Below are 24,399 nucleotides of genomic sequence, written 5' to 3' on the forward strand. Positions count from 1 at the left end.
TAAAGCACTACATTTGCGCCATGAAAACTGTAATTACCACCCTTATATCCCTTACCCTATCAACCGGGATATATGCGCAAACCTTGAAAGTACCGGCTGCAAGCAGCGGCACCAGTATCACACAGAAACTAGGTATTCACGATGTTACCCTGAAATACAATCGTCCGAATATGAATGGGCGTAAGATCTTCGGCGGACTTGTTCCTTTCGGTTCCGTATGGAGACTGGGTGCAAACGGTATTCCTGCTATTACCTTTGAAGATGCGGTGAGCATTGAAGGCCACAAAATTGAAGCAGGTACTTATGGCCTGTTCGCTATTCCTGAAAAAGATAAATGGACCATCATCGTCAGCAAAAAAGCTAACCAGTGGGGTTCTTACTCCTACAGCGAAGCAGATGACCTCTTGCGTTTCACCGTTAAGCCGGCTACATTGCCTTATGCGGTGGAAACCTATACCATGTCTTTTGACAATGTAACACCTGCTGCTGCGGTGCTGAGCATCGAATGGGATCATACACAGGTACAGCTGCACCTGACTGTAGACCAGAAAGCTGAAATCACTGCAAGCATTGATGCTGCTATGGCCACTGAGAAGAAGCCTTACATGCAGGCAGCACAATACTATTACGATAATAATATCGACATTAAAAAAGCAGTAGAATACATCAATGAAGCTGATAAGGCACAGCCGGATGTATTTTATATCAAGTACTGGAAAGCTAAGATCCTGCTGAAAGCAGGTGATAAGGCGGGGGCAGTTGCCAATGCAAAAGAAAGCCTGGAACTGGCGAAGAAAGAAAAAATCCAGGAATATGTAAATCTTAACAACGAGCTGCTGAAACAAGCAGGTAAATAATTAAAAAAGAGCGGGGCACAACACCCCGCTCTTTTTTTATAATCCAAGTCATATAATCGAATTCCACAATACTTAGGCTGCCTTATTGCACGCCGCAATGATGTCTGCCGCAATTTGGTTCAGGTCCTGCAAATTTTGCGGTTTCACAATGTATTTGAGTGCTCCGGCGTTTAAACATTGTGTCCTGAAGTGATGGGAATTGGAAGTACTCCAAACTATTTTAGGAATGCTGATGAGCCTGTGGATCTGGCCAATGCGCTCCAGCACCTGGAGTCCAGTAATACCAGGCATGTTGTAATCCAATACGATAAGACAAGGCTCATCCCCCTCTCTCGATGACAGGTAATGTAAAACTTCTGATCCGGTGTTGAATAATTTTACGCAAATAGCTGGTGCTATTTTATGAATGGCTTCAGAAAGTAGTGTCTGGTCTTCTATATCATCATCTACCAGTAAAATGGTAATCTGGTCTTTGCACATAAGTGTACGTCCCCCGGCTATTAGGGCGCCGCAAAATTAGTAATTTTATTAATTTCCACCAATGCAAGAGAAAACAAGTTTCAACTTTCTTCATCTGCTGAAGGCTACGCTGGACAGTGCAAACGATCTGATCCAGGTACTTAAAGTAGTACGAAATGAGGAGGGTACAATTACAGACTTCGTATATGTGTTAAATAACCGGGCAGCAGAAAAAATATATGGAGACCAGACGGGACAAAGCCGTCAAAAAGATTTTGAAATCTGTAAACATGTTGTGGAAACTGGTGAGCCTGTTCAACGGGAAATTTATGAATTAACTGATTATTATCACCAGTCCTTTGTTAAGCTTGAAGACGGGGTGAGCATTACCGCTCACAATATCACTGGAAAATTGCAGCAGGCCTTCCTGCTGGCCCTCTCCGACTCCCTTCACCCACTTTCCGATTCCCTTTCAATTCAGACGGCAGCCACTGAGAAAATCGCAGCAATACTGCACACTGCTCATGCTTTTTATATAGCCTACGACGGGGTACTTAGCATTGAGACCGAATATCTCAAAACAGGTGCTCCTTCCCTGATCGGGGATTATAGTACTACAGAATATGCCTGGCTCCTGCACCTGCTGGAAAAAGGTGCCCCCCTCATCCTGAACGACAGCTCAGATCATGCCATGCCGGTAAAGGCTCTCATTGCCGTGCCCCTCATCAAAAATGGTGCACTGCTGGGTGCCTTTTGCGTAGCAGAACAATCTACCCGCATATGGACCGGCACCGAAACAGCACTGGTAAAGGAAGCCGGGGAAAGAATCTGGGCGGCAGTTGAACGTGCCCGCGCAGAACAGGCATTGCATAGGAATGAAATGCAACTGAAAGAGCTGCTGCGGCAAAAAGAAATCTTTATCGGCATTGCCAGTCATGAATTGAAAACACCCGTGACCGGTATGAAAGTATATGCTGAAATGATACATGGGCAACTGGAAGAACTCGGCTATAAAGAGGAAGCATCTTTGATGCAAAGACTGAATAAGCAAATCGACAAGCTCACTACCCTCATCAATCACCTGCTGGACACCAACCGGATTGCAGGCGGAGAACTGCAACTGAACCTGGAAAAAACTGATCTTACTGACCTGCTGCGAGAGAAAATTAATGAAATACAAGTCACCACCACACACCAACTCTTACTGGAAACAAGCTCCCTGCCGCACGTTATGATAGACCGTGAGCGCATCAGCCAGGTGCTCATGAACCTGTTTACCAACGCCATCAGGTATTCCCCCGGGGGCTCAGCCATCACTATCAATGGCAGATCTACTCCCAACGGCGTTGAGATCAGCATCCGCGACGAAGGCTTTGGCATTACACATGAGAAGCAAGATCAAATATTTGAAAGATTTTTCAGAGGCAACGCTCCTACTTCGGAAAAAAATCCTGGTTTGGGCTTAGGCTTGTATTTAACTGCTCAAATCATTCATCGACATCATGGACAAATCCGGGTAGAAAGCACTCCCGGCAAAGGTTCTACCTTTTATTTCACCATCCCTGGCGATATAGCCAGCTGATCGATGATTTTATACAATGTTTTTACAGAAAAGGGTTTATCTAATATAGCATCAGCACCACTTGCCTCTACTGATTCAGGTGTATAGGTCTGTGCAGAAAATAATACAACAGAGAGTTGGTCAAATGAAGGATTGTCTTTTAATGAACGACAAATTCTGCGCCCGTCATCTTTACCGAGAAAGATATCCATCAACAGCAATGCTGGTTCATGAGAAGGAATATTATTCATGAGCTCTCCGGGATCTCTTAGTGCAACAACTTCTAATGGTTTTCTTTTTAGTACCAGAGAAACAGCTTCCAATATGTCCTCATTATCGTCGAGTACAATTATTTTCTGCATAAGCGAAGGGTCTAATATGGTTACTAATTTCTACGCCGAACGCGGCAGCAGGATTATTACAAGGGTTTCAAAATAATTTTTCGAAAGTAAAAAATATACATAACATAACCTATTATTTTTCAGAAGGTAGGGTAAATGAAAACACAGCACCTGCAGCCACATCACTTTGTACAGCTATTCTTCCGCCATGCCGCTTAATGATCTGTGCGGAGATATATAAACCCAGTCCCATTCCAGGATGCGCATCCGTCACCCTATAAAAACGTTCGAATACATTATGCTGTGCTGCTGAGGGAATGCCGGTGCCCCGGTCTTTCACTGTCACCTGCACTTCGTCTTGCATTGATTCACTGCTGAGACTGATGACTGATTTCTTTGGAGAATACTTCACTGCATTGGAAAGCAGGTTGGTAATCACCTGGGAAATACGCTCCCTGTCTGCCCTTACAAAGGGAATGGTAGCAGGAATAAATTCAAAACGGTGATCAGTGGTGTACCTCATTTCCTCTATTCTCTCTGCGAGCAGTTCATTGATGTCGAATGTGCTGATGTTCAATTGCAGTTTTCCCTCAGAGATCCGGGTAGTATCCAGCAGGTGATTGATAAGGGTAGTGAGTTTGTCAATCTGTGTATTGATACGGCCTACAAGTGCACTCTCTGTTGTATTACCGATTTCTTCCAGCTGCTCCTGCACAATTTCTGCATAGGCTTTCATACTGGTCACGGGTGTTTTCAGTTCATGGCCTGCGATACCGATGAACTCATCCCGCTGTTGAAGCAGGGCTTTCAGTTCATTGATATCGGTGATCACAACCACCGCTCCCATGATCTCCCCTTTTTCATTCTTCAAAGGCAGGGAAGCTACCCGGGTCCAGATCCGGCTACCATCGTCCTGTACAAAGATCATTTCCATATGGGGCATTACCGGCTCGCCTCTCAATGCCCTGATACCGGGATATTCTTCGCGGGGCACGATACTACCATCAGGCCTATACGCAATCCAGCGGTCTTCTCTTTCATCGTCTATTGAGGGCATCAAACCTGTCGGAATGAATCGTTGCATAACTTCATTGACCAGCAAAAACCTTCCTTTTGTATCTATGCACCCCAGCCCAACCGGAAGAATCTTGAATACACTGCCCAGCAAAGCCTCGCTTTTCCGGAGGTCTTCCTGTGCCCTTGCTCTTTCTACCGCTGCCCAGGTTCGTTCTGCAGTTTCCTCCATCAGGGAGATTTCAAGCTGCGACCATTTGCGGGGGGAACTGTGGTTCATACCGAATAAAGCCACCCAGCGACCGTCTTTGATTAGTCCCATATAGGCTACGGCGGCAATGCCCATGGCGGTATATTGCGCATGGTGTTTCGCAATACAGGCGGGACCGTTATGAATATCTTCGACAATGACTTTCCCGTTCTTTTTAAAAATCCCGATCATCTCTTCTCCGAAGTCTTTCACATCGAATACTCCGGAGACGGGTTGCACGTTATTCTCAAAATGCTGGCAGATGGCAATGGAGCGTTCATCCGTTACATCTCCATACAGCACCCTGTCTGCCCCGGTATGTTCACCCAGGAGGCGGCAGGCAGTCTCCAGTATAGTAACGGGATCTGCGATCGTGCGCAGGGCATCGCTCAGTTTTAACAGGTATTGCTGCTTTTCGGCTTTGATTTTGTGTTCTGTAATATTATTCAGGATGCTGGCGATCTGTAATCCCTGCATAGGCATAACATAGGAAAGAAACCAGCCATTGGCTGCCGGGATATAATTTTCAACCCTTGCAGGCGATCCGCTGAGGGCAACCTTTGCATACATGGCAATCAGTTCCGGTTTTATATCCGGGCACACTGCTGTAATTCGTTTGCCAACTACAGCGCCAAAACCGGTAATACGTTCATAAGCAGGACTCGCCTTCAGATAAAGCAGGTCCCCTGGATTTCCCTCTTCATCCAACAGTACTTCAAATACACAATAACCCTCATTTTCAGCGTTGAACAGGGAATAATACTTATCGGTGGCATCCATTAGTTATCAGATTTTAGGAACATGACAATCTCCACCGTAAGATAGGATAAAATGAAGGATTAAGAGCAGTACACAAAGTCCCATCCCGGGCTTCTTTTCCATAACCAGGTTGAAGGTGCCGTTTGCCTCCAAATAAATCCGCCACCACTGCCCTGTTGCATGACCTGGTTTTCCCTGGGCATGAAGAACAATCGTAAACGATGTAACTCCTTTATGGGTAAACACAATAATCCCCCGTGATTAAACTGGTACAGCTTAATCAAAGTAAATCTGTGCCATAATAAAAATGGCACTTTTCCATTGTCTTCAGGGAGTATTGTTAGGGAGTGAAGGTATTAACCCTCAGTCAACTTATATACCGTAGAATAAGCATTTGCCCTGTCCTTGTTGCGCCAGCAGGAGAAGGCAATAAACTCATGCTCCTTCCCTACTACCGACCCCCGCATTTCAAAGTCGCCGAACTGGCAGACGATCGCGCTCTTGTCGGTAACCGAAAAGGTACCTACCGCATCCTGGTCATGGGCATTCCGGTCATCAAACTTTGACTGGTCAATAATTTTAGTCGTAAGGACTACTTTGCTTTCTGCCTGGGTAAAACGTAAACTGGTTTTATAGAGGTAGCCGTCAAAGTTTCCACCGGCGATCCAGTCTACAAATGCATCAACAGGCCCTTCATATTCCTTGTCAAATACGATCTTTTCAATACTCATAGGATAGTAAAAATATGGGACCGTAAATTATAAAAATTTATCAAATATCCCACCTTAAGGCTTCTTTTCTTTTGGTTCCCTGTTCGTATTCACCTGTTTCAGCATCTTCCGGGTACGCATAAATGACATGCCTGACATATATCCAATGTTCAGCTGTAGCCTGACACCGCTATAGCGCTCCAATCCACCGATGGCCGGACTATACATGGGGCTCCAGATGTATTTTGCGGAAAAATCGTAGGTTAAACGTTTACCCATACGGGTGAACATTCCAAAGCCTCCCTCTATGGCAAATTTCTTCTGGGAATAATCAGTAGCTCCAATGCCACTGGCATTACTCCCTTTGATCCTGACCAGGGTAGTATTGATGGCACCTATGCCAAACAGCAGGTAGGGTTTGGGTTCCGCGGCCAGCATTTTCCTGAAGTAATTGCGTTTGGCAGTCAGCAGCCCTGCGTCAATGTCGTCCAGCGCCTCGGCCCGTGCAATGTCCTCATCCAGCCGGTGAATGGCGGCCCATTGTCTTTGCTTGTAGGCTTCACTGTACCAGCCTTTCAGGCCCCATTTCAGGTAGGTGAAATTAGAAAGGATCATGCCTAAGCTGGCATTGATTCCCATGGAGGTGGAAGTGCCTGTCAAAGACGTAAACTTTTCGGTCCTGTTCAATGTCAGTTCTGTACCAATGCGGTGCCTTTCGCTAATCCAGTTCTCTGAAGCAATGCCGAAGTAAAACTTCCGTTCTGTGATACTGATATGACTTTTGAGGTCTTCCCCGCTTTTAAATATCTCCGGAATCATGGTAACGCCCAGGGTTATATTAAAAATCGTATTACCCTGGTAAGTATCCAGCAACTTGTCATTCATTTCCTTTTTAATGTGCTTATACATTTTGTCATATCGTTCCAGCCGCTCTACTTCCCATTCATAATCATGCTCTCCGTTCATCTTACGTTGCTGAATGTAGTACATGGTATCCACGGGAATCTCACCTGTACCAAGGCTGAACCGCTGCTTATGCTCCCTGTTTACTTTGTGCAGGGGAAAAATGACATCCCCGATATAAGTAGAGACCACCTGCATGGATGGCTGCATGAACATCATGCCGGGCCAGGTTGTAAAGTATTCCGGCACTACAAACGTAGCGGGCACCATCGTTACACCAATGGCTGCACCTTCCAGGGCCCGGTGTACGAGCCGGATGCCCCGGATATCGCGCAGCCTGATGGTATCGAATTCATGCATGGGGATCTTGTTAGGTATAGGTACAGGGAGCGGGATGGGTAATGGAATGGCAGGTATAGGTAAAAAAGGAGATCGTTTTAAGAAAATAAGCGTGGTATCCGTCACCCCAAGGAGGTTGGATTCTATGTAATAAGTATTTTTATTAAAGTCGGTGCGGGTCAGGGGTTGCTCCATTTTGATCCGCTTATCCGACCAGAACCAGAGTTTGATGAAATCCCCCATTTTGATGGTATCCACATGCCCTGTTTTTTCGTTCTGAATGGTCAGCACTTTCTGTGTACGGCCTGCAGGCATTGGCATAGGAGCCTGCGACCAGGCGGATACAGGGATCAAATTAAATAGTATAACAGGTATTAAATACTTCATCCGGCAAATCTATCCGCCACAGTAACCCGCAAAAAATAATAAGGGAAAACCCCGCAATAATATTGGAGAACCGTCACCGGCTCATCAGTGCGCTGACACAGGTACGATAGGTATCCCCTACGGGCAGTTTCTTCTCTGCCAGCGTGATATACCTGCTATTTACCGCGCTCACCCGGTGCCGGGGCACGATGTAAGAACGATGGATGCGCAGGAATTGTTCTGCCGGCAGGCGCGACATCATTTCCTTCAATGTCATCATGGACAGCAGGGGATGTGCGGAGCTGGTGGTATAGATCTTTACATAGTTATTCAATCCTTCGATATAGAGAATGTCTGACAGCAGGATATTCTTCGTTTCATAATCTGCCCGCACTGTCAATGACAAAGACAGATCCTGCACCCTGCGCAACATGCCCGCTTTCAGGATCGCCTGCTCAAAACGCTCTGCAGAAAAAGGTTTCAGCAGGTAGTCGATGGCAGATACATTGAATCCTTCCAGGGCATATTCAGGGTGTGCCGTGGTAAAGATCACCATGGGTCTTTGTGCTAAGGAGCGGTAAAATGACAAGCCGTTTACATCTGCCATTTCAATGTCCAACAGGATTAAGTCTACAGGATGGCAGGCCAGGTAAGCCCATGCCTGTTCAGGGCAGGTAAACTGTTTCCTGAGCCGCATCCCAGGCAAATGAAGACTGTAATGCAGGAGGATTTCATGAGCAATCGGTTCATCGTCGATCGTGATGACATCTAAGGGTTTCATAAATTTACACTGAGTTGAACAATAAATTGCTGCGCATCCCTTGAAATCGTCAGCTTGTGCTGGCGGGGATAGAGTAATTCCAGTCTGCGTTTTACATTCTTAATACCAACCCCTTCGTGGGATGACTGGCTAATCATGGTATTCGAAGAAGTAAAATGAATTGTATCTGCTGTGATGTGAATACAGATGTTCATGACGGTATCTTTACTGGCCGAGATACCATGCTTAAAATTGTTTTCAATAAAAGGAATGAGGATAAATGGTGCGATTTGCAGTATGCCGGTTTCACCTGTAATTTTCAGGTGGACTACATTGTTCCTGCCCAGCCGCAACTGTTGCATTTCACAGTAATTGCTGATGTGCTCCATCTCTTTTGACAATGCTACCTTATCACTATTACTTTCATACAATACATAACGCATCATACTGGCCAGTTTCAAAATATATGCGGATGTTTGCGCAGATTCCTTAATAGATAATCCATAGATTCCATTCAGGGTATTGAAGAAGAAATGTGGTTGCATTTGTTGTTTCAGGGCAGCAAGTTCAAAAGCAGTTCTTTCTTCCGAGAGCTTCTGCCATTCATAGCGCTTACGGGCGATGTAAGAAAGCATGTATACCAGTGAGAGCAGCAGGAACTGGGGACTAGGAAAACCAACAGGCACCAGCAAACTAAATCCCTGCAGCAATAGATTTAATCCGGCCGGCACATATAATACTATCATGAAATAAGCGAATAGTATTACAAAATAAAGGATTCGCCTACGCTTGTAGACATATGGAATGAAGAGATAGAAATTCAGAAAATAGCCGCCTGCAGCCAGCACATTGTCCAGCATCACGGAATAATAGAGTTCGTCCGCAGTAAAATTGGTGGCAAATTTCGGCGCATAGGGCATACAGATGGTAAGGCCGATGATGACGATAAGCAGTATGAAATGGTAAATATATTTCATGAGGGAAAAATAAAACGAAGGAAACATCCGGCCTAGGGGCCTTGCCGGAAATCATAAAATCCAGAGATGAAACAGGTATTTTCGGAGACAAAAAATTGTTAAAGTTTGGGGATCATTCCCCTACTGCATATTACTGGCAGGTATGCATATTGGGAACCCTGATCTTTGGCTGCCGGTTGTGAGTGAGGGCCGGGGAAACTACAGCAAGCATTCGAAAAACGGGTCGAAAAGTTAAGTAAATTAAATAATATCTAAAATATTCCCGGTGTCTTTGAAATAATTCCCGAAATATAAAATGGGTATTGACAATAATAAAAATCCTGATAACTTTGTCATCAGATGACACGACATCGAACATTAAAATTTAGACTTTAATTAATACTTTAAGAAGCAATGGCAAATTATTTTAATTCTTTACCCCTCAGGGAGCAACTGAACCAATTAGGTGTTTGCGAGTTCATGGACATCGCAGAATTTGCTGACGGCGTAGCTGCCCTCAAAGGTAAGAAGATTGTTATCGTTGGAGCAGGTGCTCAGGGTTTAAATCAGGGTCTGAACCTCAGAGACAGTGGTCTGGACATCTCCTACGCACTGCGTCAGGAAGCGATCGACAACAAGAGAGATTCCTGGAAAAATGCAACTGACAACAACTTTAAGGTTGGTACATTCGAAGAGCTGATTCCCGGTGCTGATGTGGTAGTGAACCTCACTCCCGATAAGCAACACACTGCTGTGGTAACTAAGATAATGCCTTTGATGAAAAAGAATTCTACCCTGCTGTACTCTCACGGGTTCAACATTGTAGAAGAAGGTATGCAAATCCGTAAAGACATCACTGTTATAATGGTGGCACCTAAATGCCCTGGTTCTGAGGTAAGAGCTGAGTACCTGCGTGGCTTTGGTGTACCTACCCTGATCGCGGTTCACCCGGAAAACGATCCTGAAGGTAAAGGCCTGGAGCAGGCGAAAGCTTATTGCGTTGGTACCGGTGGCCACAGAGCCGGTGTACTGCGTTCCTCTTTCGTAGCTGAAGTAAAGTCTGACCTGATGGGTGAACAAACCATCCTGTGTGGTCTGCTGCAAACCGGTTCTATCCTGTCTTTCGACAAGATGCTGGAAAAAGGTATCGATCCCGGTTATGCTTCCAAATTAGTACAATACGGTGTGGAAGTAATCACTGAAGCCCTGAAACACGGTGGTGTAAGCGGTATGATGGATCGTCTGAGCAACCCTGCGAAGATTGCTGCATTCAAGATCTCTGAAGAACTGAAGACCATCATGCGTCCACTGTTCCAGAAACACCAGGATGACATCATGAGCGGCGAATTTAGCAGCACCATGATGAAAGACTGGGCGAACGGTGATGCGAACCTGCTGAAATGGAGAGCTGAAACCGGCGAAACTGCTTTCGAAAAGACCCCTGCCGGCGACGTGAAGATCGGCGAACAGGAGTACTTTGACAACTACACCCTGATGGTAGCATTCATCAGAGCTGGTGTGGAACTGGCTTTCGAAACAATGGTAGAAGCTGGTATCAAAGCAGAATCTGCATACTACGAGTCCCTGCACGAAACTCCACTGATCGCAAATACTATCGCGCGTAAGAAGCTGTTCGAAATGAACCGCGTAATCTCTGACACCGCTGAATATGGCTGCTACCTGTTTGATCAGGCTTGTAAACCATTGCTGGCTGGTTTCATGAAGACTGTTGATACTGACCTCGTTGGTAAAAACTTCAACGAAGGTAAATCCGGTTCCGTTGACAATGCTGAACTGGTACACATCAACGCTATCCTGCGCGACCACCCGGTAGAAGTAGTAGGTAGAAAACTGCGTAAAGCAATGACTGCTATGAAGTCCATCAAGACTGCATAATATAATGAAGAGGATGTATCAACCGAAAGATACATCCTCTTACTCCTTTGTTTTCAATAGAGGTTACTGCACTCTCTACAACCTCTTCATCAGAAATTGGAAAATAATGTCAGAGTCCGTTGTTAATATTTTAAACCTGAACGTCAGGTTTAAAGACAAGATTGTATTAGATCATTTAAGCTGGAATATAGTTCGTGGACAAAACTGGGTGCTGAACGGAATTAGTGGAAGTGGAAAGACAACCCTCGCCCAACTGATAGAAACACCGAAAGGAATCGACGGCACCATAACGTACAACTTTGATAAAAACAGCCCACTTCCCCGGCAGGTACTCTATGTATCCAACTGGTACCACTTCCGGAATTTAGAAGGCGACGCTAACTTTTACTACCAGCAGCGCTATAACCGTAAACAGGCAAGAGACACCCTTACCGTATCAGGCGACTTCCAGGTCTTTGGAAAAGAAAAGAACCTGGATATAGCCGATGCAGATAGGATCATCGACGCACTTGGGTACAGGGAATTGCTGGATTCCCAGCTGATAGAACTCTCCAGCGGGGAACACAAGAAACTGCAATTAATCAAGGCCCTCTGGCTCAAACCACAACTGCTGATCCTGGACCAGCCTTATGCAGGTCTGGATGTAGCCTCCAGGAAGAACTTAAATACCCTGCTGGAAGAACTGTCTTCCATCGGATCTCAATACATCCTGATCACCAACGACTCCAGCGTGCCCAATAATGTGCACATGTATGCCCAGATCATTGATGGTAAACTGGTAGCAGCTGATACCAACAACCACCATCATGAGATCCTGCACGAACTGGAACCACTGCCTGAATTCCTTACGGAGAAACCCGTGTATCATGCAGACCAGGTCGTGAAGATGATCGACATGAATATTCACTATGGTGAAAAACAGGTATTGAACCACATCAACTGGGAAGTAAAAGCCGGTGAAAAATGGTTGCTGCAGGGCCACAATGGTTCCGGTAAGTCGACCTTACTGAGCCTGGTCTGTGCAGACCATCCACAGTCTTATGTAGATGGCCTCTTCCTCTTTGGCAAACAACGCGGGAGTGGTGAAAGCATCTGGGACATCAAGGAAAAGATCGGGTTAATCAGCCCTGAACTGCACTGGTACTTCGACCCCGCTGCAACGGTATTTACCAGTATCGCTTCCGGTTTCTATGACTCTATCGGTCTGTTCAAACAGCTGCCTTATTCCCAGACGGTGAAGGTGAGAGAAATCATCGCCTTCCTGAACCTGAAAGATGTACAGCACGAACTGCTCAACACCCTGCCATTGGGCAAACAACGCCTGGCATTGCTGGCGAGAGCCATCATCAAGAACCCGGAATTACTGATCCTGGATGAACCTTGCCAGGGACTGGATAATGACCAGACACAATATTTCAATAAGTTTGTAGACAAACTTTGCGCAAACGGGACAACATTAATATATGTAGGCCATTACGAATCGGCTCTTCCTTCCTGCCTGGAAAAAAGAATTTTGCTGGATAAGGGACATGTGGTAAAAATAGAAACGATTCAATAGCTGACATGACTAAAATACACAGGAAAACACTTGCAGAAGAAGTTGCGGACCGCATCAATGACCTGATCGTCAACGGGACCTACCAGGTAGGCGAAAAGCTGCCGAATGAAACGGATATGATGACTTCTTTTGGAGTGGGCCGGTCCACCATCCGGGAAGCCATTAAACTGCTGGCCAATATCGGCATTCTCGACGTGCGCCATGGTGTAGGCTCATTTGTGAATGAGCTGGTGAGCTCCCGCGAACCCATCGATGTACGCCTGAGCAAGGCAGACACCAAGCACATAGACGAGGTCCGCGCCTGGCTGGAGATCAAGATGGCAGAAAAAGCGGCGATGAACCGCACAGAGGCAGATATCCGGAGCATGGCGGAGGTACTGCAACGGCGGGATCATTTTGGCAAAACCGGCCAGATAGAGCAGAGTATTGATGAAGACCTGGCCTTCCATAGCTGTATGGCCCATGCCACCTGCAACCCCGTGCTGGAAGACCTGTACAAGGCAACCGCCAAACATGTAAAAAGATACCTGCTGGATACGATGAGAGACACCTCTATTATGACCGTTACCCAGCAGCTACACGTAGAATTATTAGACGCTATTACCCGCCAGGACTGTGAACAGGCCATTGCCTGTATAAAGGAAATACTGGAATATTGAATATAACGTACATTTACGGCCAAAAATACCTATGAAAAAGGCCATGTATTTATTGGGGCTGGCTATGATTCTGACTATTCCGACCTATGCACAACCCTTCACTCAATTATTCCGGCAGGCGATAGAGTCGGGTATGTTCTCAGGACAGGCCGCGATTCTGAAAGATGGCGCTGTATTCTACAGCAAGCAAAACGGCTTTTCTGAGAACAGCACCAAAAGACCACTCACTGCCAATACCCTTTACAACACAAGTTATCTTACCAAGCAATTTACTGAAGAAATTATCCGCCAGCTGATCAATGAGGGCGACCTGGATGAATTGTCTTCTGTAGACCAGTTCGTGGATATTTTTCCGCCTAAAACGGGCAAAGCGATCACCGTGGCACAATTGCTGACCAAACGCTCTGGCCTGGGGGATTATGAGCATAGCCCGGACTACGCGAAGATCAGGAAAACGGATTTTAAGCTGCACGACCTCCTGCAAATCATTTCCTGGCAACCCCTTTTATTTGATCCCGGTACCGGGGAGGCCTATTCCAATTCCGCCTATGTAGTGTTAGGTGCCGTGATTGAAAAGATCACCGGACAGTCTTTCGGAGATGCAGTACGTACCCGTATCGGCGTACCCCTGGGCATGACCTCCATCGCCTACACGAAGGCAGAAAAGCTGGCTGCCACCAACCGTGCTTATGGCCAGATCGTGAATCCTGATGGCACCCGGACCAATGTTGATGATATTGAAAACGGTCATCCTGACGAGGGTATTTATACCACCCTGGATGATATGCTGAAATTCGTAGAAGCAAAACGGAAACAGCAGCTCCCCTCCCACTATAATTATCCCCTCAATATGGACATGACGGCAGGATTGCCTTCCTGGACATCCGCCATGGGATATACAGAAGATGGCTATAGCTATGTAATTCTCTGTAATATGGGTGAATCTGCAGAACGCCTGGCACCAAGGGTACTTTCTGTGATGAAAGACGGCACCTATAAACCTTTTACACCACCTACGCAGATGACGCTGTACAAATGGATCACCGCCAATGGTATGCCATATGTAGAGCAGCATGTACGTGAGTTGTGTGAGGCAGAAGGCAGGAAATTCGATGCAGGATTCCTGAATGCAAATGGCGACATCTTCATGCAGGCAAAGCAGACAGGCTTTGGAATTGCATTGTTTAAACTGAATATAAAGCTCTTCCCCTCCTCGGCCGCTGCCTATGAATCATTAGGCAATGCGTATATGCAAATGGGTGATAAGACCAATGCGGAGATTAATTACAAAAAGGTAATGGAATTAGATCCGAAGAATGGCCGTGTGAAGGACATCCTGAGTGCTAAATAATAGGTACAACCTTCATAGGGGTTCAGCATGAGATTGTAGCAAAAGTAACCTGATGGCATTTAATTTTCAATAAATGAAAATGCGCGCTACCAGTGACCTGGGTTAAATCCCGGAATTTTCCTTTTGCCACAATCTCATTGTTTTAGTTAAACCTTATGACCTGTGCCAGCGATAAGTTAATCGCATTTACCAGCATAGCATATTGGTAAGAGGAAGCCCTTGGCGCATCATAACTCTTGAGTTCATGTGCCTTGTTCAGGATCAGGTACCTGGGGATATAATTTATTTGCAGGAAATTGGCCAGTGGAGAATGGTTCCCTTTCAGCATCAGGTACTGGTTTTCTGTGGTACTATCTGCCACCGCAGCGTCTTTCCATTTTTGCAGGTCCGCCTCTTTGTCAATAGACACATACAGGTAGCGGACCTGCTTACCACGCAGGAATTCCTTTGCCTGTTTGGAATCATGAATATCCTCGCGGCAGGCAGTGCACCAGCTGGCCCAGAAATCAACGTAAACAGGCTCCTGCGCATAGCTCTCCAACAATTTTTGCAAGGTGATCTTTTCATTGGTGGCATAGCTGAGCAGGTAAGTCTGCTGCAGTACGCTATCCGGCAATGGCTTATCCAGCATGGTATAATCATTCATGACCCGCCGTACAAACTTCAGGCAGGTAGTATCTTTGATGCGGGCGATGGTGGCAGCAATCTTTTTATTTAAATCCTCCTTTTTGAATTCCCCGGCATTGTCTACTGCGGCATTGACCAGGCTGGCCAGCAGGTATTGCTGTTTATTCCCTTTGTAATGGCTGTTAATATATTTTTCTGCCTCCGTATACCTGGCGCCGGTAGTAGAGTCTCCGCATAAAAAGTGCTTATTCATGACCTCCCTTGGCAATTCCCACCTGAACATAGAAGTGTTGCCATAAGTCAGGGTATCGGCCCTGCTAAAATAGCCGGCGGGAATGTTTTCCTTTGGGATCTTCCTCTTATAAACCGGGAAGTACAGGTCGGCGGTATAGCTGTAATTGATTTCATTCCGGAAGTAATTAAAGATAGCGGGGTCCATAGGGTGCTGCCGGGAATAGTCCCGCAGAAAGGCCGTCTTATTTTCGTACCAGGCATCCATGTTTCGCTTCAGGGTGTCAAGACTAAAGTTCCGGCCACCGCTGGGGTAAAAGAACCCTAGCTGGTGCAGGAGGTTCATTTTGGACTGGTGTTCATAGTTGTAATAGGCGGCATTATTCCCGGAAAAGGCGATGGTGAGGCGGTTATTGACCCTGTTTATTTCAAACCGGATGCTATCGCCGGGTTGTACCAGGATGTCCGCATCTACCATAATGCCCTGCAGGGAGAGCAGGGTCAGGGAGTCTACGCAGAACCGCAATTCGAAACTGTGGTCCGGGTTTTGGTTGGCCCGGACGAGGACCGTTTTGTCAAAGCCTTTGGAAAGGATGGGGAAGTTAATGACTTCCACCCATTTTAGCGTGCTATCGTGGGTTATGCCGGTGATAACAACATTTGTGGGTGGGTGGGTCTGGTTTGCATCCTTTAACACAACAGCAGGCTTGCCGGGCGTTCGGGCAATGCCAGTAGCATGGAATAACAGGCTGGCTGCCAATAAGTAAATAGATCTGAGCATGTGGAATGGGTTAAATATTAAAGTTATTCTGTCAGGCAAGATACAAGGAAAAAGATTGCTTTTAATAGTTTGATTTCTTCCGGGATTGTAGGGCCCCGGCCTGCTTCCAATGGTGGAAAATAGGCGTATCCCGGTACTGACCCGGTGCTAAGCCGCGGATAACCCGCCTCTTTTAGAATGCGGGTCATTGGCGGGTTATATGCGGGTTATCTGCGGGTTATCTGCGGAATATCTCCCTTAGAAAGCACACTGTCTTAGTACAGAAAAACCTTACAGTTGACGTATTGTATGCAGAATTAGCTTTACAGGTTGGAGCCTGGTTCAGCGAGCGCTTTACAGGTATAAATTACTCATTACCTTGTTTCTTTTCTTCCATTTTGAGGACAAAGCGCCCTTTTTGGTATGTGCCTCATTGGGTGTCAGGTAGTTACAACTCATGTGCGGTCTGACACGGTTATAATAATCAATGGCCTTGCTAACCGCATTAAGCGCCGCTCCGTAGGTCTTAAAGATCCTTTTCAGCCGAAATTCATGTTTTAGAATACATGTGGAGCATGGGATTAAGGTACTTTCCGGCATCCATTTATACCCGGGAACAGGCTCCCCTACCTATCGGTCGTTTCGATGGATTGGATAGAAAAATATCGTTTTGCCGATCCACAGAACTTCAGACCTTTGCAGTGATTTATGGAACAGCTTATCGAAAATTCAAAACCTCCCTATATCGTCCTGTTCCTGACAGGGCTTTCACAGATTCTCTTATGGGGAGGCTCTTATTTCCTGTTATCGGTATTATCAGCACCCATTATCCAGGAAACCGGCTGGTCTTACCAGCAGGTCTATGCTTGTCTTTCACTGGCCCTGCTTATATCGGGACTGTTGCTTCCCGCCATCGGAAAACTGATTCAGCAATCTACCCACAATCATATCCTGCATTATACGGGTATTGTGATGGGCATCGGCCTTATTATCATTGGATTTGCCAGTACCTACGCTTTATTTGTACTGGGTTGGGTGGTGATCGGTATTGGTATGGGCATGGGACTTTACGATGCGCTCTTTGCCTCACTGGGTAAGTTGTATGGCAGCAAAGCAAAGAAGGTGATCGTTTGGGTAACACTGATCGCCAGCCTGGCCCCCTCTGTTTCCTGGCCCTTCACGTCCTTTTTACTTCATCAACTGGGCTGGCGGCATACCTGTTTTACGATGGCCGGAATCCTGATGCTCGGCATCTATCCGATTCATAAATATATCTTTCAGCCGGTAGCGCCGAAGGTGCAGCTCAGCCAGGGTGGAGGCATCTCGTTCCGTACAAAGATCTTCTATTTACTCCTGGCGAACTTCACGATTGGTGCTATCATTACTACCGGCGTTGTAGTACACCTGATAGACATATTGAGTGCAAAGCAAATAGAGATGTCTACCATCTTGATGGTCGTGGCCTTCCTGGGCCCCAGTCAATCTGCCGCCCGTACGCTGGAACTCCTGATCGCCAACAGGAGCGCCGTGGAAATGGCGTTTATTTCCACCTTCGCCATGCTGCTGGGTATCGGCCTCCTCTTCTTCCATCCCAGCCTGGCAACTATAGGAATAATTATCTTTGGGGTAGGAAACGGTATGCGGTCTGTGCTAAGGGGTACTTTACCATTAGCCATTTACGGGCCTGAACATTACCCGCTGGTCATAGGCCGGCTGGCACGCATGCCACTCATCGCGCAGGCAGCGGCACCTTTTATCGGAGGATTCATGATCCAGCAATTCGGCACTACCATTTACCTGGGCTCACTATGCGCACTCTTATTAGTCAATCTCCTATTAATCTGGAATATTAAATCATATGAACTACAACTTCAGAAAAGCTAGCCTGGAAGAACAAGGGGCCATCTGGGACATCCTGGCACAGGCCATTCAAAGAAGGAAAGAAGATGGCAGTAAACAATGGCAGGACGGCTACCCCAACCCGGCTGTGGTAAAAGAAGACATCGAAAAGGGACATGGGTATGTGCTCACTGAAGGCAATGAAATCCTGGGCTATGTGGCCCTCCTCATCAATGACGAGCCTGCGTATGCAGCCATAGAAGGAAAGTGGCTCACCGAGGGAGACTTTGTAGTATACCACAGGGTAGCGATCTCTGAAAATCACCTGGGCAAAGGGCTCTCGAAGATCATGCTCAACTTCATCGATGCATGGGCATTAGAACATGGCATAAATAGTGTAAGGGCAGATACGAACTTTGACAATCCGAAAATGATGGGCGCTTTCGAGAGAAGCGGGTATGTATACTGCGGCGAAGTCTATTTCCGGGGTTCCGCCAGGAGAGCATATGAGAAAGTACTTACTCATCCTCATGCTTAAGTTCCAGCAGGATCTTTTTGAATTCTTTTATCGCCTTTGTTTCATAAGCCTCTTTCAGTGAGATAATGTTTGTATTGCGCACCAGTGTTTTTTCATCAATGGGGATGGTCACCAGGTCCTTGTCAATCACACTCGTTTGTACAACTATGCTATACCACTTGCCGGTTTTCACCAGGTCCAATACAGTCGGTATATCATTGACCTCAATGGAGAATTTCGGATCCAATCCATACCTCGTAAAAGTCTTACTGATAATATGACTGCTGCTGTATCCCCTTGTCGCAATGACGAGGGGCAGCTGGCAGATCTCCTGCAGTGAAAGGATTTTCTTCTTCGCAATCTTTGATTCTTTGTTGGCTACAACTACCATGGGGCTGCTGAACAGTTCCTGGTAATTAAAATGCGGTACATCTACCCCTTCATGAAATGCCAGGCTGAAATCCAGTTCGAACTGATCCAGGCGGTCGAACAGGCCAAGTGAAGAATCGTAGACCACCTTCATATTGATCTGGGGAAATTTGGCGGCAAACTGGATCAGCGCTTTTGTAAAAAAGTTCTTCAGGCTATAGGCCACTCCCACCGTGACGGTACCGATGTGCAGGTTATTCAGGTCCCTGATCATCTGCAGACCATCTTCTGCCTTCTTCACTGCCTGCTTGGCATAATCAGTAAATAAGGTACCAGCTTCGGTCAGCGTAATTTGTCGGCCAATACGGTTAAAGAGCGGCGTATTCACTTCCGTTTCCAGTTGTTTGATTTGCTGGGAGAGCGTACTCTGGCTAATGTGCAGCTGTTGGGCTGCTTCAGTAAAGCTCAGGAGCTCCTGTGCTTTCAGAAAGTATTTAAGCTGTCTATGCTCCATATTCGCTGTAGAAATTATGCGAAGCTACGTATTAGTCAGATCATAGCCCTGCTAAAGCTAAGATAGCCGTTCGGGCTACTGCTTATAATGATTACTATCATAGTTACAGGTAATTTTAGTAATATGCATTGATGGATCAAATTTAACCCATGGAAAGAAAGGTAATATTGTACATCGCCACCGGTGTAGATGGGTACAATGCCCAGCCTGAGGACGACCTGAGTGTTCTGTCCATTGTAGAAAAAGAAGGAGAAGATTATGGCTATGATGAATTGATTCAAACGATCGACACGGTGATTATGGGCAGGAAGACGGATGATGCAAAATTGTAAGGATTGCGGTACCTTGTTAAAAAATATTGAATGGGCCTTCCCCCTTTTCGCTATCTCTTCTTTGGAAATTATTTTATCGGTATACTGGCGCTGGCACTGAATGTTGAAACAAATTTTCAGCTCCGGCTGCCATTTTTCTCTATCAGCTATTATTGCCTCTTATTTATACTACCAGTCGTATATTATACTTACGCCTACCAGCATCAGACTATCGCTCCTGCCAGTAACAATCCAAGAAGCAGGTGGTACTATGACAACAGTGGATTGGTTTTTAAAATGCAGATCGTGTTACTGGTATTGGCCGCCCTATGTGCGGGGAATATATGCTACCGGCATTTTGACAATATCATTCATCTTCCCACCTTCTACTGGGTCTTAATGCTCCTGGTCATCCTTGCAGGATTATTGTATTACGGTTTGCTCCCCGGCTTTACACTGAGACAGGTGGGCTGGCTCAAAGCTTTTGTAATCGGCTTTGTCTGGGCTTGCTGTGCAAATTTACTGCCTATTATCATTTTGAAGGTGGAGTTCAATATCGACTTTCACCAGCATATTTTATGGGTGTTTTTATTTCTGAAAAACTGGACTTTCTGTACGGTGAATGCCATCATTTTTGATATCAAAGATTATCCATCGGATGCCAATAAACAATTAAAAACCTTCGTAGTAAGATATGGTTTGCGCAAGACGATTTTTTCTATCCTCATGCCCATCTTATCTGTTGGCATGATTGCCTTATTATGCTTTGCAACATTCAAAGGATTTGGTTTGCTTCCGGGTATGATCAATTGTATTCCTTTCGTACTTACGCTCCTGGTAGCCTACTCAATGCGCAAGCGGCATAGTCTTGATTATTACCTGGTAGTCATTGATGGTTTAATTTTACTCAAAGCCTGTTGTGGTATTTTAGCAATGTATTTTGTGAAAGGCTGAAAAACATAAATTAACAATAATTGAATAAGGTTGGGGATGCCTGGATAAAAATCCTCTCATTGGTATAATTCTATTTTTTACAATCCGGCTATTAAAAAAACAACACAGGTATAAGAATATACCTGTGTATTGCATGAACTTTTACAAAAGGTCCTGTGTTAATTGTGCTGCGTTTGCAGGCACTTTATCCCGGTTTTAGAATGACTTGTTATTTGCGCGATTTACAAGGGGCTATTTTGCTTTTGCAAAGCGTTCATTGATCACATCCCAATTGACGATCTTCCAGAAATTCGCCACATACTCTACACGCTTATTCTGATAGTGTAAATAATAAGCATGCTCCCATACATCCAATCCCAACAGGGGCTGTCCTTTCACAATCTCATTCAATGCCATCAATGGATTATCCTGGTTGGCAGTAGAAGTGATCTTTAATTTCTGTTCTTCTTTTGACCAGATCAGCCATGCCCAACCTGATCCAAAACGGGTCATCGCGGCTTCAGCAAATTTGGTTTTGAAATCTTCGAAGGATCCGAATTCTTTTTTGATTTCGGCAGCCAGTTCACCGCTTACTTCTTTCTCAGATGGCGCGGAAAACTGTGGCCAGAAGAAACTATGATTATAGTGACCACCCCCATTATTGCGAATCACCGGAGGCAATTCACTGATCTTAGCGAAGAGCTCTTCCAGGGAAAGGTCCGCATAAGGTTTACCTTCCAGTCCTTTGTTCAGGTTATCGACATAGGCCTGGTGGTGTTTGGAATAATGGATAGTCATGGTTTGGGTGTCAATCACTGGCTCTAATGCATCATATCCGTATGGTAACGGTTCCAATTTGTATGTACTCATATGCTGATCGTTTTTAACGATACGAAGGTAGGGAATAAACTTAATAAACCAAATGTTTATTTGGTTAAATGGTTTGATAAAGGATTTTGGTTTATCTTTGTTAGATAATCGGATGTTTTGATTTGAATTTTCTTTCTAAATATATCCAGTTTGGACCTGCGGTCGCCAAATGGAATTCAATTGATTAATGACCGCCATCCTTTACTTTGTATATTATGAAAATGACATTGCCTGATAATGAGAGAGCGCTGATGCTGCTGAAGACGAAAGGTCCGCAGCCCCTGGTATCTTTAGCTAAAGACCTGAATGTGAGTACAGAAGGTGCCCGTTTTCAACTGATTAAACTTTCAAATGACGGCCTGGTGGAAACCCATACTGAGTCGAAAGGCAAGGGCAGGCCGCAGCAGGTATGGTCATTGACCCAGCTGGGGCACGCGAGGTTCCCGGATACCCATGCGGAGCTAACGGTACGCCTGATCAGGAAAATGCAGGATACCCTGGGTGAAGCGGCATTATTGGAAGTGATTGAGGCGAATGGGAAGGATGGTCAGCAGAAATACCTGCATAAATTGAACGGGGTCCGGGACCTGGAAGGCAGGGTGAGTGGATTGGCGAAAATAAGGGACGAAGAAGGCTATATGGCGGATTATTCCAAAGATGAGGAGGGATATTTACTGGTAGAGAACCACTGCCCTATTTGCGCTGCGGCAACGGCATGCCTGGGGTTTTGCCGATCGGAACTGGAGACCTTTCAGACGGTTTTGGGGGATGGGGTGTCTGTAGAGCGGGTGGAGCATATAGTAAAGGGAGGAAGGCGATGCGCGTACAGGATAAAACAACAATGAGTTTAAAAATATGACCCACAATAAAAAAGGGCTGCATTGCTGCAGCCCTTTTCAGTTTCATTACCCTTCACAACTCTTACAAGTCACCAGGTTCGTTACCAATTCCTTAGAAACGCTCTGGCTGCGTTGGTAATAGAGTGTCTTCACACCCAGTTCCCACGCTTGTATCAGTAATCTATTCACCTCTTTTACAGGCAGGTTAGAAGGTATATTCAGGTTCAGGCTCTGGGACTGATCCACATATTGCTGACGGATAGATGCCTGCTGAATAATCTCCAGCTGGCTGATTTCCTTAAATGTCTTGAACACCTCTTTCTCTTCCGCAGTCAGCTGCTCCAGGTGCTGTACGCTACCGTGGTTCATCATGATGCTGCGCCAGGTTTCTTCATTGTCAATACCTCTTTCAGCCAACAGGGCTTTCAGGTATTTGTTTTTACGCATGAAGTTACCTTTGGACAGACCAGCTTTGAAGTAGTTGCTGCTGAATGGCTCGATACCTGGAGATGTCTGACCCAGGATCGCGCTGGAAGATGTGGTTGGCGCAATTGCCAGCAGGGTGGTATTTCTCTTACCATAACCTTTCAGCAATTCTGGTTCGCCATAGATCCAGGCCAGTTCTTTACTTGCTTTCTCGGCTTTGGTCTGGATATCTTTGAAGATAGAAGATGTCAGTTGTTTAGCACGTAAACCTTCGAAAGGAATCATGTTCTTCTGGAGGTAAGAATGCCATCCCAGTACGCCGAGGCCCAGTGCGCGGTGTCTCTTTGCAAAACGGTTAGCAGGCTCCAGGAAGTGGTTCCCTTCTGTCTTTACGATGAATTCCTGCAGTACGGCATCCAGGAAGAATACGGCCAGTTTCACAGCATTGGTATCTTTCCACTCATCGTACAGTTCCAGGTTCATGGAAGACAGGCAACAAATGAAAGATTCTTCTTCTGTAGAAGGCAGCATGATTTCGGAACACAGGTTGCTCGCGTGGATGGTCAGGTTTTTGTCTTTATAGACCTGGGGTTTGTTCCTGTTTACATTGTCCGTAAAGAAAATGTAGGGCAAACCTTTCTGCTGGCGGCTTTCCAGTACTTTCGCCCAGATCTGCCTTTTCTCCATATCGCCGTCAATCATATCCTTCATCCAGTAGTCAGGCACACATACGCCATTGAACAGGTTCTGGATCGGGTGCCCGATATCTTTGATAGAGAGAAACTCTTCGATGTCACCATGATCGATATCCATGTAAGCGGCGAATGCACCACGACGTACCCCACCCTGGCTGATGGTATCCATTGCTGTGTCGAACAGGCGCATGAAGCTAACTGCCCCACTGGATTTACCATTGTCAGTTACCGCACTACCACGTTCACGCAGGGAACCGAAGTAAGCGGAAGTACCACCACCCAGTTTGGTCTGCATGATCACTTCACCCAGTTTGTGGGTGATACCTTCGATATTGTCAGGTATGTGTACGTTGAAACAGGAAATAGGCAGACCTCTTTCTGTTCCCATATTAGCCCAGATCGGGGAGCTTAAGCTCATCCAACCTCTTTCGATCATTTCTTTAAATACGTCTTTCAGCTCTGGTTTGTACAGGCGCTGTGCTGCAGCTGAACAAATTCTTTCGATGGCACCTTCTACGGTTTCACCTTTCAGTAAGTAGCCTCTGTTCAGGATCTGCTCACTCTCTTCATTTTTCCACCACAGGCGGTTGCTATCCTGTTCATTAGTTACAGCAGTTTCGGGGGAGGCTGTTTCAAATAAAGTCATCATTATCAATTAATCATCAAAAAAGTTAAAAACAAAAACAAGGCTTTTATCAATGCCTGGCGCTGTCTCCAGGAACCTTATGG

At 45.8% G+C, this 24,399-nt stretch carries 23 protein-coding genes; 11 read left to right on the forward strand and 12 right to left on the reverse strand.

The features are described from left to right. The first annotated feature begins 20 nt into the window (after window positions 1–20). Window positions 21–857, forward strand: a complete 837-nt coding sequence (locus DXN04_RS29010) for a DUF2911 domain-containing protein (protein WP_116856925.1) — start codon at window positions 21–23, stop codon at window positions 855–857. Window positions 858–929: 72 nt separating this feature from the next. Here the strand turns inward: DXN04_RS29010 and DXN04_RS29015 are convergent, their stop codons facing one another. After that, window positions 930–1,337 carry a response regulator gene (locus DXN04_RS29015; RefSeq protein ID WP_116856926.1) on the reverse strand — a complete coding sequence of 136 codons (408 nt, stop codon included), beginning with the start codon at window positions 1,335–1,337 and terminating at the stop codon, window positions 930–932. A 61-nt stretch (window positions 1,338–1,398) separates the two neighbouring features. On the opposite strand from DXN04_RS29015, the gene DXN04_RS29020 reads away from it, so the two are divergent. Continuing rightward, window positions 1,399–2,898 carry a sensor histidine kinase gene (locus tag DXN04_RS29020; protein ID WP_116856927.1) on the forward strand — a complete coding sequence of 500 codons (1,500 nt, stop codon included), beginning with the start codon at window positions 1,399–1,401 and terminating at the stop codon, window positions 2,896–2,898. Here DXN04_RS29020 and DXN04_RS29025 read toward each other — a convergent pair. From DXN04_RS29025 to DXN04_RS29050, 6 genes are all read right to left on the reverse strand, one after another. Continuing rightward, entirely contained in the window at window positions 2,865–3,239 is a 375-nt protein-coding gene (locus tag DXN04_RS29025) for a response regulator (RefSeq protein ID WP_116856928.1), read from the reverse strand. The genes DXN04_RS29020 and DXN04_RS29025 overlap by 34 nt on opposite strands. Window positions 3,240–3,351: 112 nt before the next feature. After that, window positions 3,352–5,262, reverse strand: coding sequence for an ATP-binding protein (locus tag DXN04_RS29030; RefSeq protein ID WP_116856929.1), 1,911 nt, complete (start codon window positions 5,260–5,262; stop codon window positions 3,352–3,354). Between the two features lie 335 nt (window positions 5,263–5,597). Next, window positions 5,598–5,972: a hypothetical protein gene (locus DXN04_RS29035; RefSeq protein ID WP_116856930.1), complete on the reverse strand. Its 375-nt coding sequence runs from the start codon at window positions 5,970–5,972 to the stop codon at window positions 5,598–5,600. 54 nt (window positions 5,973–6,026) lie between these two features. Further along, window positions 6,027–7,580 (reverse strand): hypothetical protein, encoded by a 1,554-nt coding sequence (locus DXN04_RS29040; protein WP_158569222.1) that lies wholly within the window; start codon window positions 7,578–7,580, stop codon window positions 6,027–6,029. Between the two features lie 73 nt (window positions 7,581–7,653). Beyond that, the gene (locus DXN04_RS29045) at window positions 7,654–8,340 is read right to left on the reverse strand and encodes a LytR/AlgR family response regulator transcription factor (RefSeq protein ID WP_116856932.1); all 687 of its coding nucleotides are present in this window, start codon (window positions 8,338–8,340) and stop codon (window positions 7,654–7,656) included. After that, window positions 8,337–9,296 carry a sensor histidine kinase gene (locus DXN04_RS29050; RefSeq protein ID WP_158569223.1) on the reverse strand — a complete coding sequence of 320 codons (960 nt, stop codon included), beginning with the start codon at window positions 9,294–9,296 and terminating at the stop codon, window positions 8,337–8,339. Before DXN04_RS29050 ends, DXN04_RS29045 begins: the two co-directional genes overlap by 4 nt. 393 nt (window positions 9,297–9,689) lie before the next feature. Between DXN04_RS29050 and ilvC the strand changes: the two genes are divergently transcribed. The 4 genes from ilvC to DXN04_RS29070 all read left to right on the forward strand — a co-directional run bounded on the left by ilvC (window position 9,690) and on the right by DXN04_RS29070 (window position 14,739). Further along, on the forward strand, window positions 9,690–11,171 hold the full coding sequence (ilvC, locus tag DXN04_RS29055; protein WP_116856934.1) for a ketol-acid reductoisomerase: 1,482 nt from the start codon (window positions 9,690–9,692) through the stop codon (window positions 11,169–11,171). 106 nt (window positions 11,172–11,277) lie between these two features. After that, window positions 11,278–12,729, forward strand: coding sequence for an ATP-binding cassette domain-containing protein (locus DXN04_RS29060; RefSeq protein ID WP_199415161.1), 1,452 nt, complete (start codon window positions 11,278–11,280; stop codon window positions 12,727–12,729). Window positions 12,730–12,734: 5 nt separating this feature from the next. Then, window positions 12,735–13,388 (forward strand): FadR/GntR family transcriptional regulator, encoded by a 654-nt coding sequence (locus DXN04_RS29065; protein WP_116856935.1) that lies wholly within the window; start codon window positions 12,735–12,737, stop codon window positions 13,386–13,388. Window positions 13,389–13,419: 31 nt separating this feature from the next. Then, window positions 13,420–14,739 carry a serine hydrolase gene (locus DXN04_RS29070; protein ID WP_116856936.1) on the forward strand — a complete coding sequence of 440 codons (1,320 nt, stop codon included), beginning with the start codon at window positions 13,420–13,422 and terminating at the stop codon, window positions 14,737–14,739. Window positions 14,740–14,881: 142 nt separating this feature from the next. On the opposite strand, the gene DXN04_RS29075 is transcribed toward DXN04_RS29070, so the two are convergent. Together DXN04_RS29075 and DXN04_RS35915 are read right to left on the reverse strand one after the other, a co-directional pair. Continuing rightward, window positions 14,882–16,378 carry a TlpA family protein disulfide reductase gene (locus DXN04_RS29075; protein ID WP_116856937.1) on the reverse strand — a complete coding sequence of 499 codons (1,497 nt, stop codon included), beginning with the start codon at window positions 16,376–16,378 and terminating at the stop codon, window positions 14,882–14,884. A 333-nt stretch (window positions 16,379–16,711) separates the two neighbouring features. Then, on the reverse strand, window positions 16,712–16,957 hold the full coding sequence (locus DXN04_RS35915; protein WP_116856938.1) for an integrase core domain-containing protein: 246 nt from the start codon (window positions 16,955–16,957) through the stop codon (window positions 16,712–16,714). Between the two features lie 108 nt (window positions 16,958–17,065). Between DXN04_RS35915 and DXN04_RS29085 the strand changes: the two genes are divergently transcribed. Together DXN04_RS29085 and DXN04_RS29090 are read left to right on the forward strand one after the other, a co-directional pair. Next, window positions 17,066–18,241: an MFS transporter gene (locus DXN04_RS29085; protein ID WP_116856939.1), complete on the forward strand. Its 1,176-nt coding sequence runs from the start codon at window positions 17,066–17,068 to the stop codon at window positions 18,239–18,241. Continuing rightward, the gene (locus DXN04_RS29090) at window positions 18,216–18,734 is read left to right on the forward strand and encodes a GNAT family N-acetyltransferase (RefSeq protein WP_116856940.1); all 519 of its coding nucleotides are present in this window, start codon (window positions 18,216–18,218) and stop codon (window positions 18,732–18,734) included. The genes DXN04_RS29085 and DXN04_RS29090 overlap by 26 nt, the downstream gene beginning before the upstream one ends. Here DXN04_RS29090 and DXN04_RS29095 read toward each other — a convergent pair. Next, on the reverse strand, window positions 18,715–19,596 hold the full coding sequence (locus DXN04_RS29095; RefSeq protein WP_116856941.1) for a LysR family transcriptional regulator: 882 nt from the start codon (window positions 19,594–19,596) through the stop codon (window positions 18,715–18,717). The two genes, DXN04_RS29090 and DXN04_RS29095, sit on opposite strands and share 20 nt — an antisense overlap. A 149-nt stretch (window positions 19,597–19,745) precedes the next feature. Here DXN04_RS29095 and DXN04_RS29100 point away from each other — a divergent pair, with 149 nt between their 5' ends. Both DXN04_RS29100 and DXN04_RS29105 read left to right on the forward strand, forming a co-directional pair. Continuing rightward, window positions 19,746–19,928: a hypothetical protein gene (locus tag DXN04_RS29100; protein ID WP_199415162.1), complete on the forward strand. Its 183-nt coding sequence runs from the start codon at window positions 19,746–19,748 to the stop codon at window positions 19,926–19,928. Window positions 19,929–19,958: 30 nt separating this feature from the next. Continuing rightward, window positions 19,959–20,861, forward strand: a complete 903-nt coding sequence (locus tag DXN04_RS29105; protein WP_116856942.1) for a UbiA prenyltransferase family protein — start codon at window positions 19,959–19,961, stop codon at window positions 20,859–20,861. Window positions 20,862–21,092: 231 nt separating this feature from the next. Here DXN04_RS29105 and DXN04_RS29110 read toward each other — a convergent pair whose 3' ends face one another. Beyond that, window positions 21,093–21,710 carry a superoxide dismutase gene (locus DXN04_RS29110; RefSeq protein ID WP_116856943.1) on the reverse strand — a complete coding sequence of 206 codons (618 nt, stop codon included), beginning with the start codon at window positions 21,708–21,710 and terminating at the stop codon, window positions 21,093–21,095. Between the two features lie 215 nt (window positions 21,711–21,925). On the opposite strand from DXN04_RS29110, the gene DXN04_RS29115 reads away from it, so the two are divergent. Next, window positions 21,926–22,555: a helix-turn-helix transcriptional regulator gene (locus DXN04_RS29115; RefSeq protein ID WP_116856944.1), complete on the forward strand. Its 630-nt coding sequence runs from the start codon at window positions 21,926–21,928 to the stop codon at window positions 22,553–22,555. Window positions 22,556–22,615: 60 nt separating this feature from the next. Here the strand turns inward: DXN04_RS29115 and DXN04_RS29120 are convergent, their stop codons facing one another. After that, a complete protein-coding gene (locus DXN04_RS29120) occupies window positions 22,616–24,319 on the reverse strand; it encodes a ribonucleoside-diphosphate reductase subunit alpha (RefSeq protein WP_233525712.1) in 1,704 nt (567 codons plus the stop codon). Window positions 24,320–24,399 lie beyond the last annotated feature (80 nt).

It is taken from the genome of Chitinophaga silvisoli (genome assembly GCF_003412465.1).
Taxonomy (GTDB): Bacteria; Bacteroidota; Bacteroidia; order Chitinophagales; family Chitinophagaceae; genus Chitinophaga; species Chitinophaga silvisoli.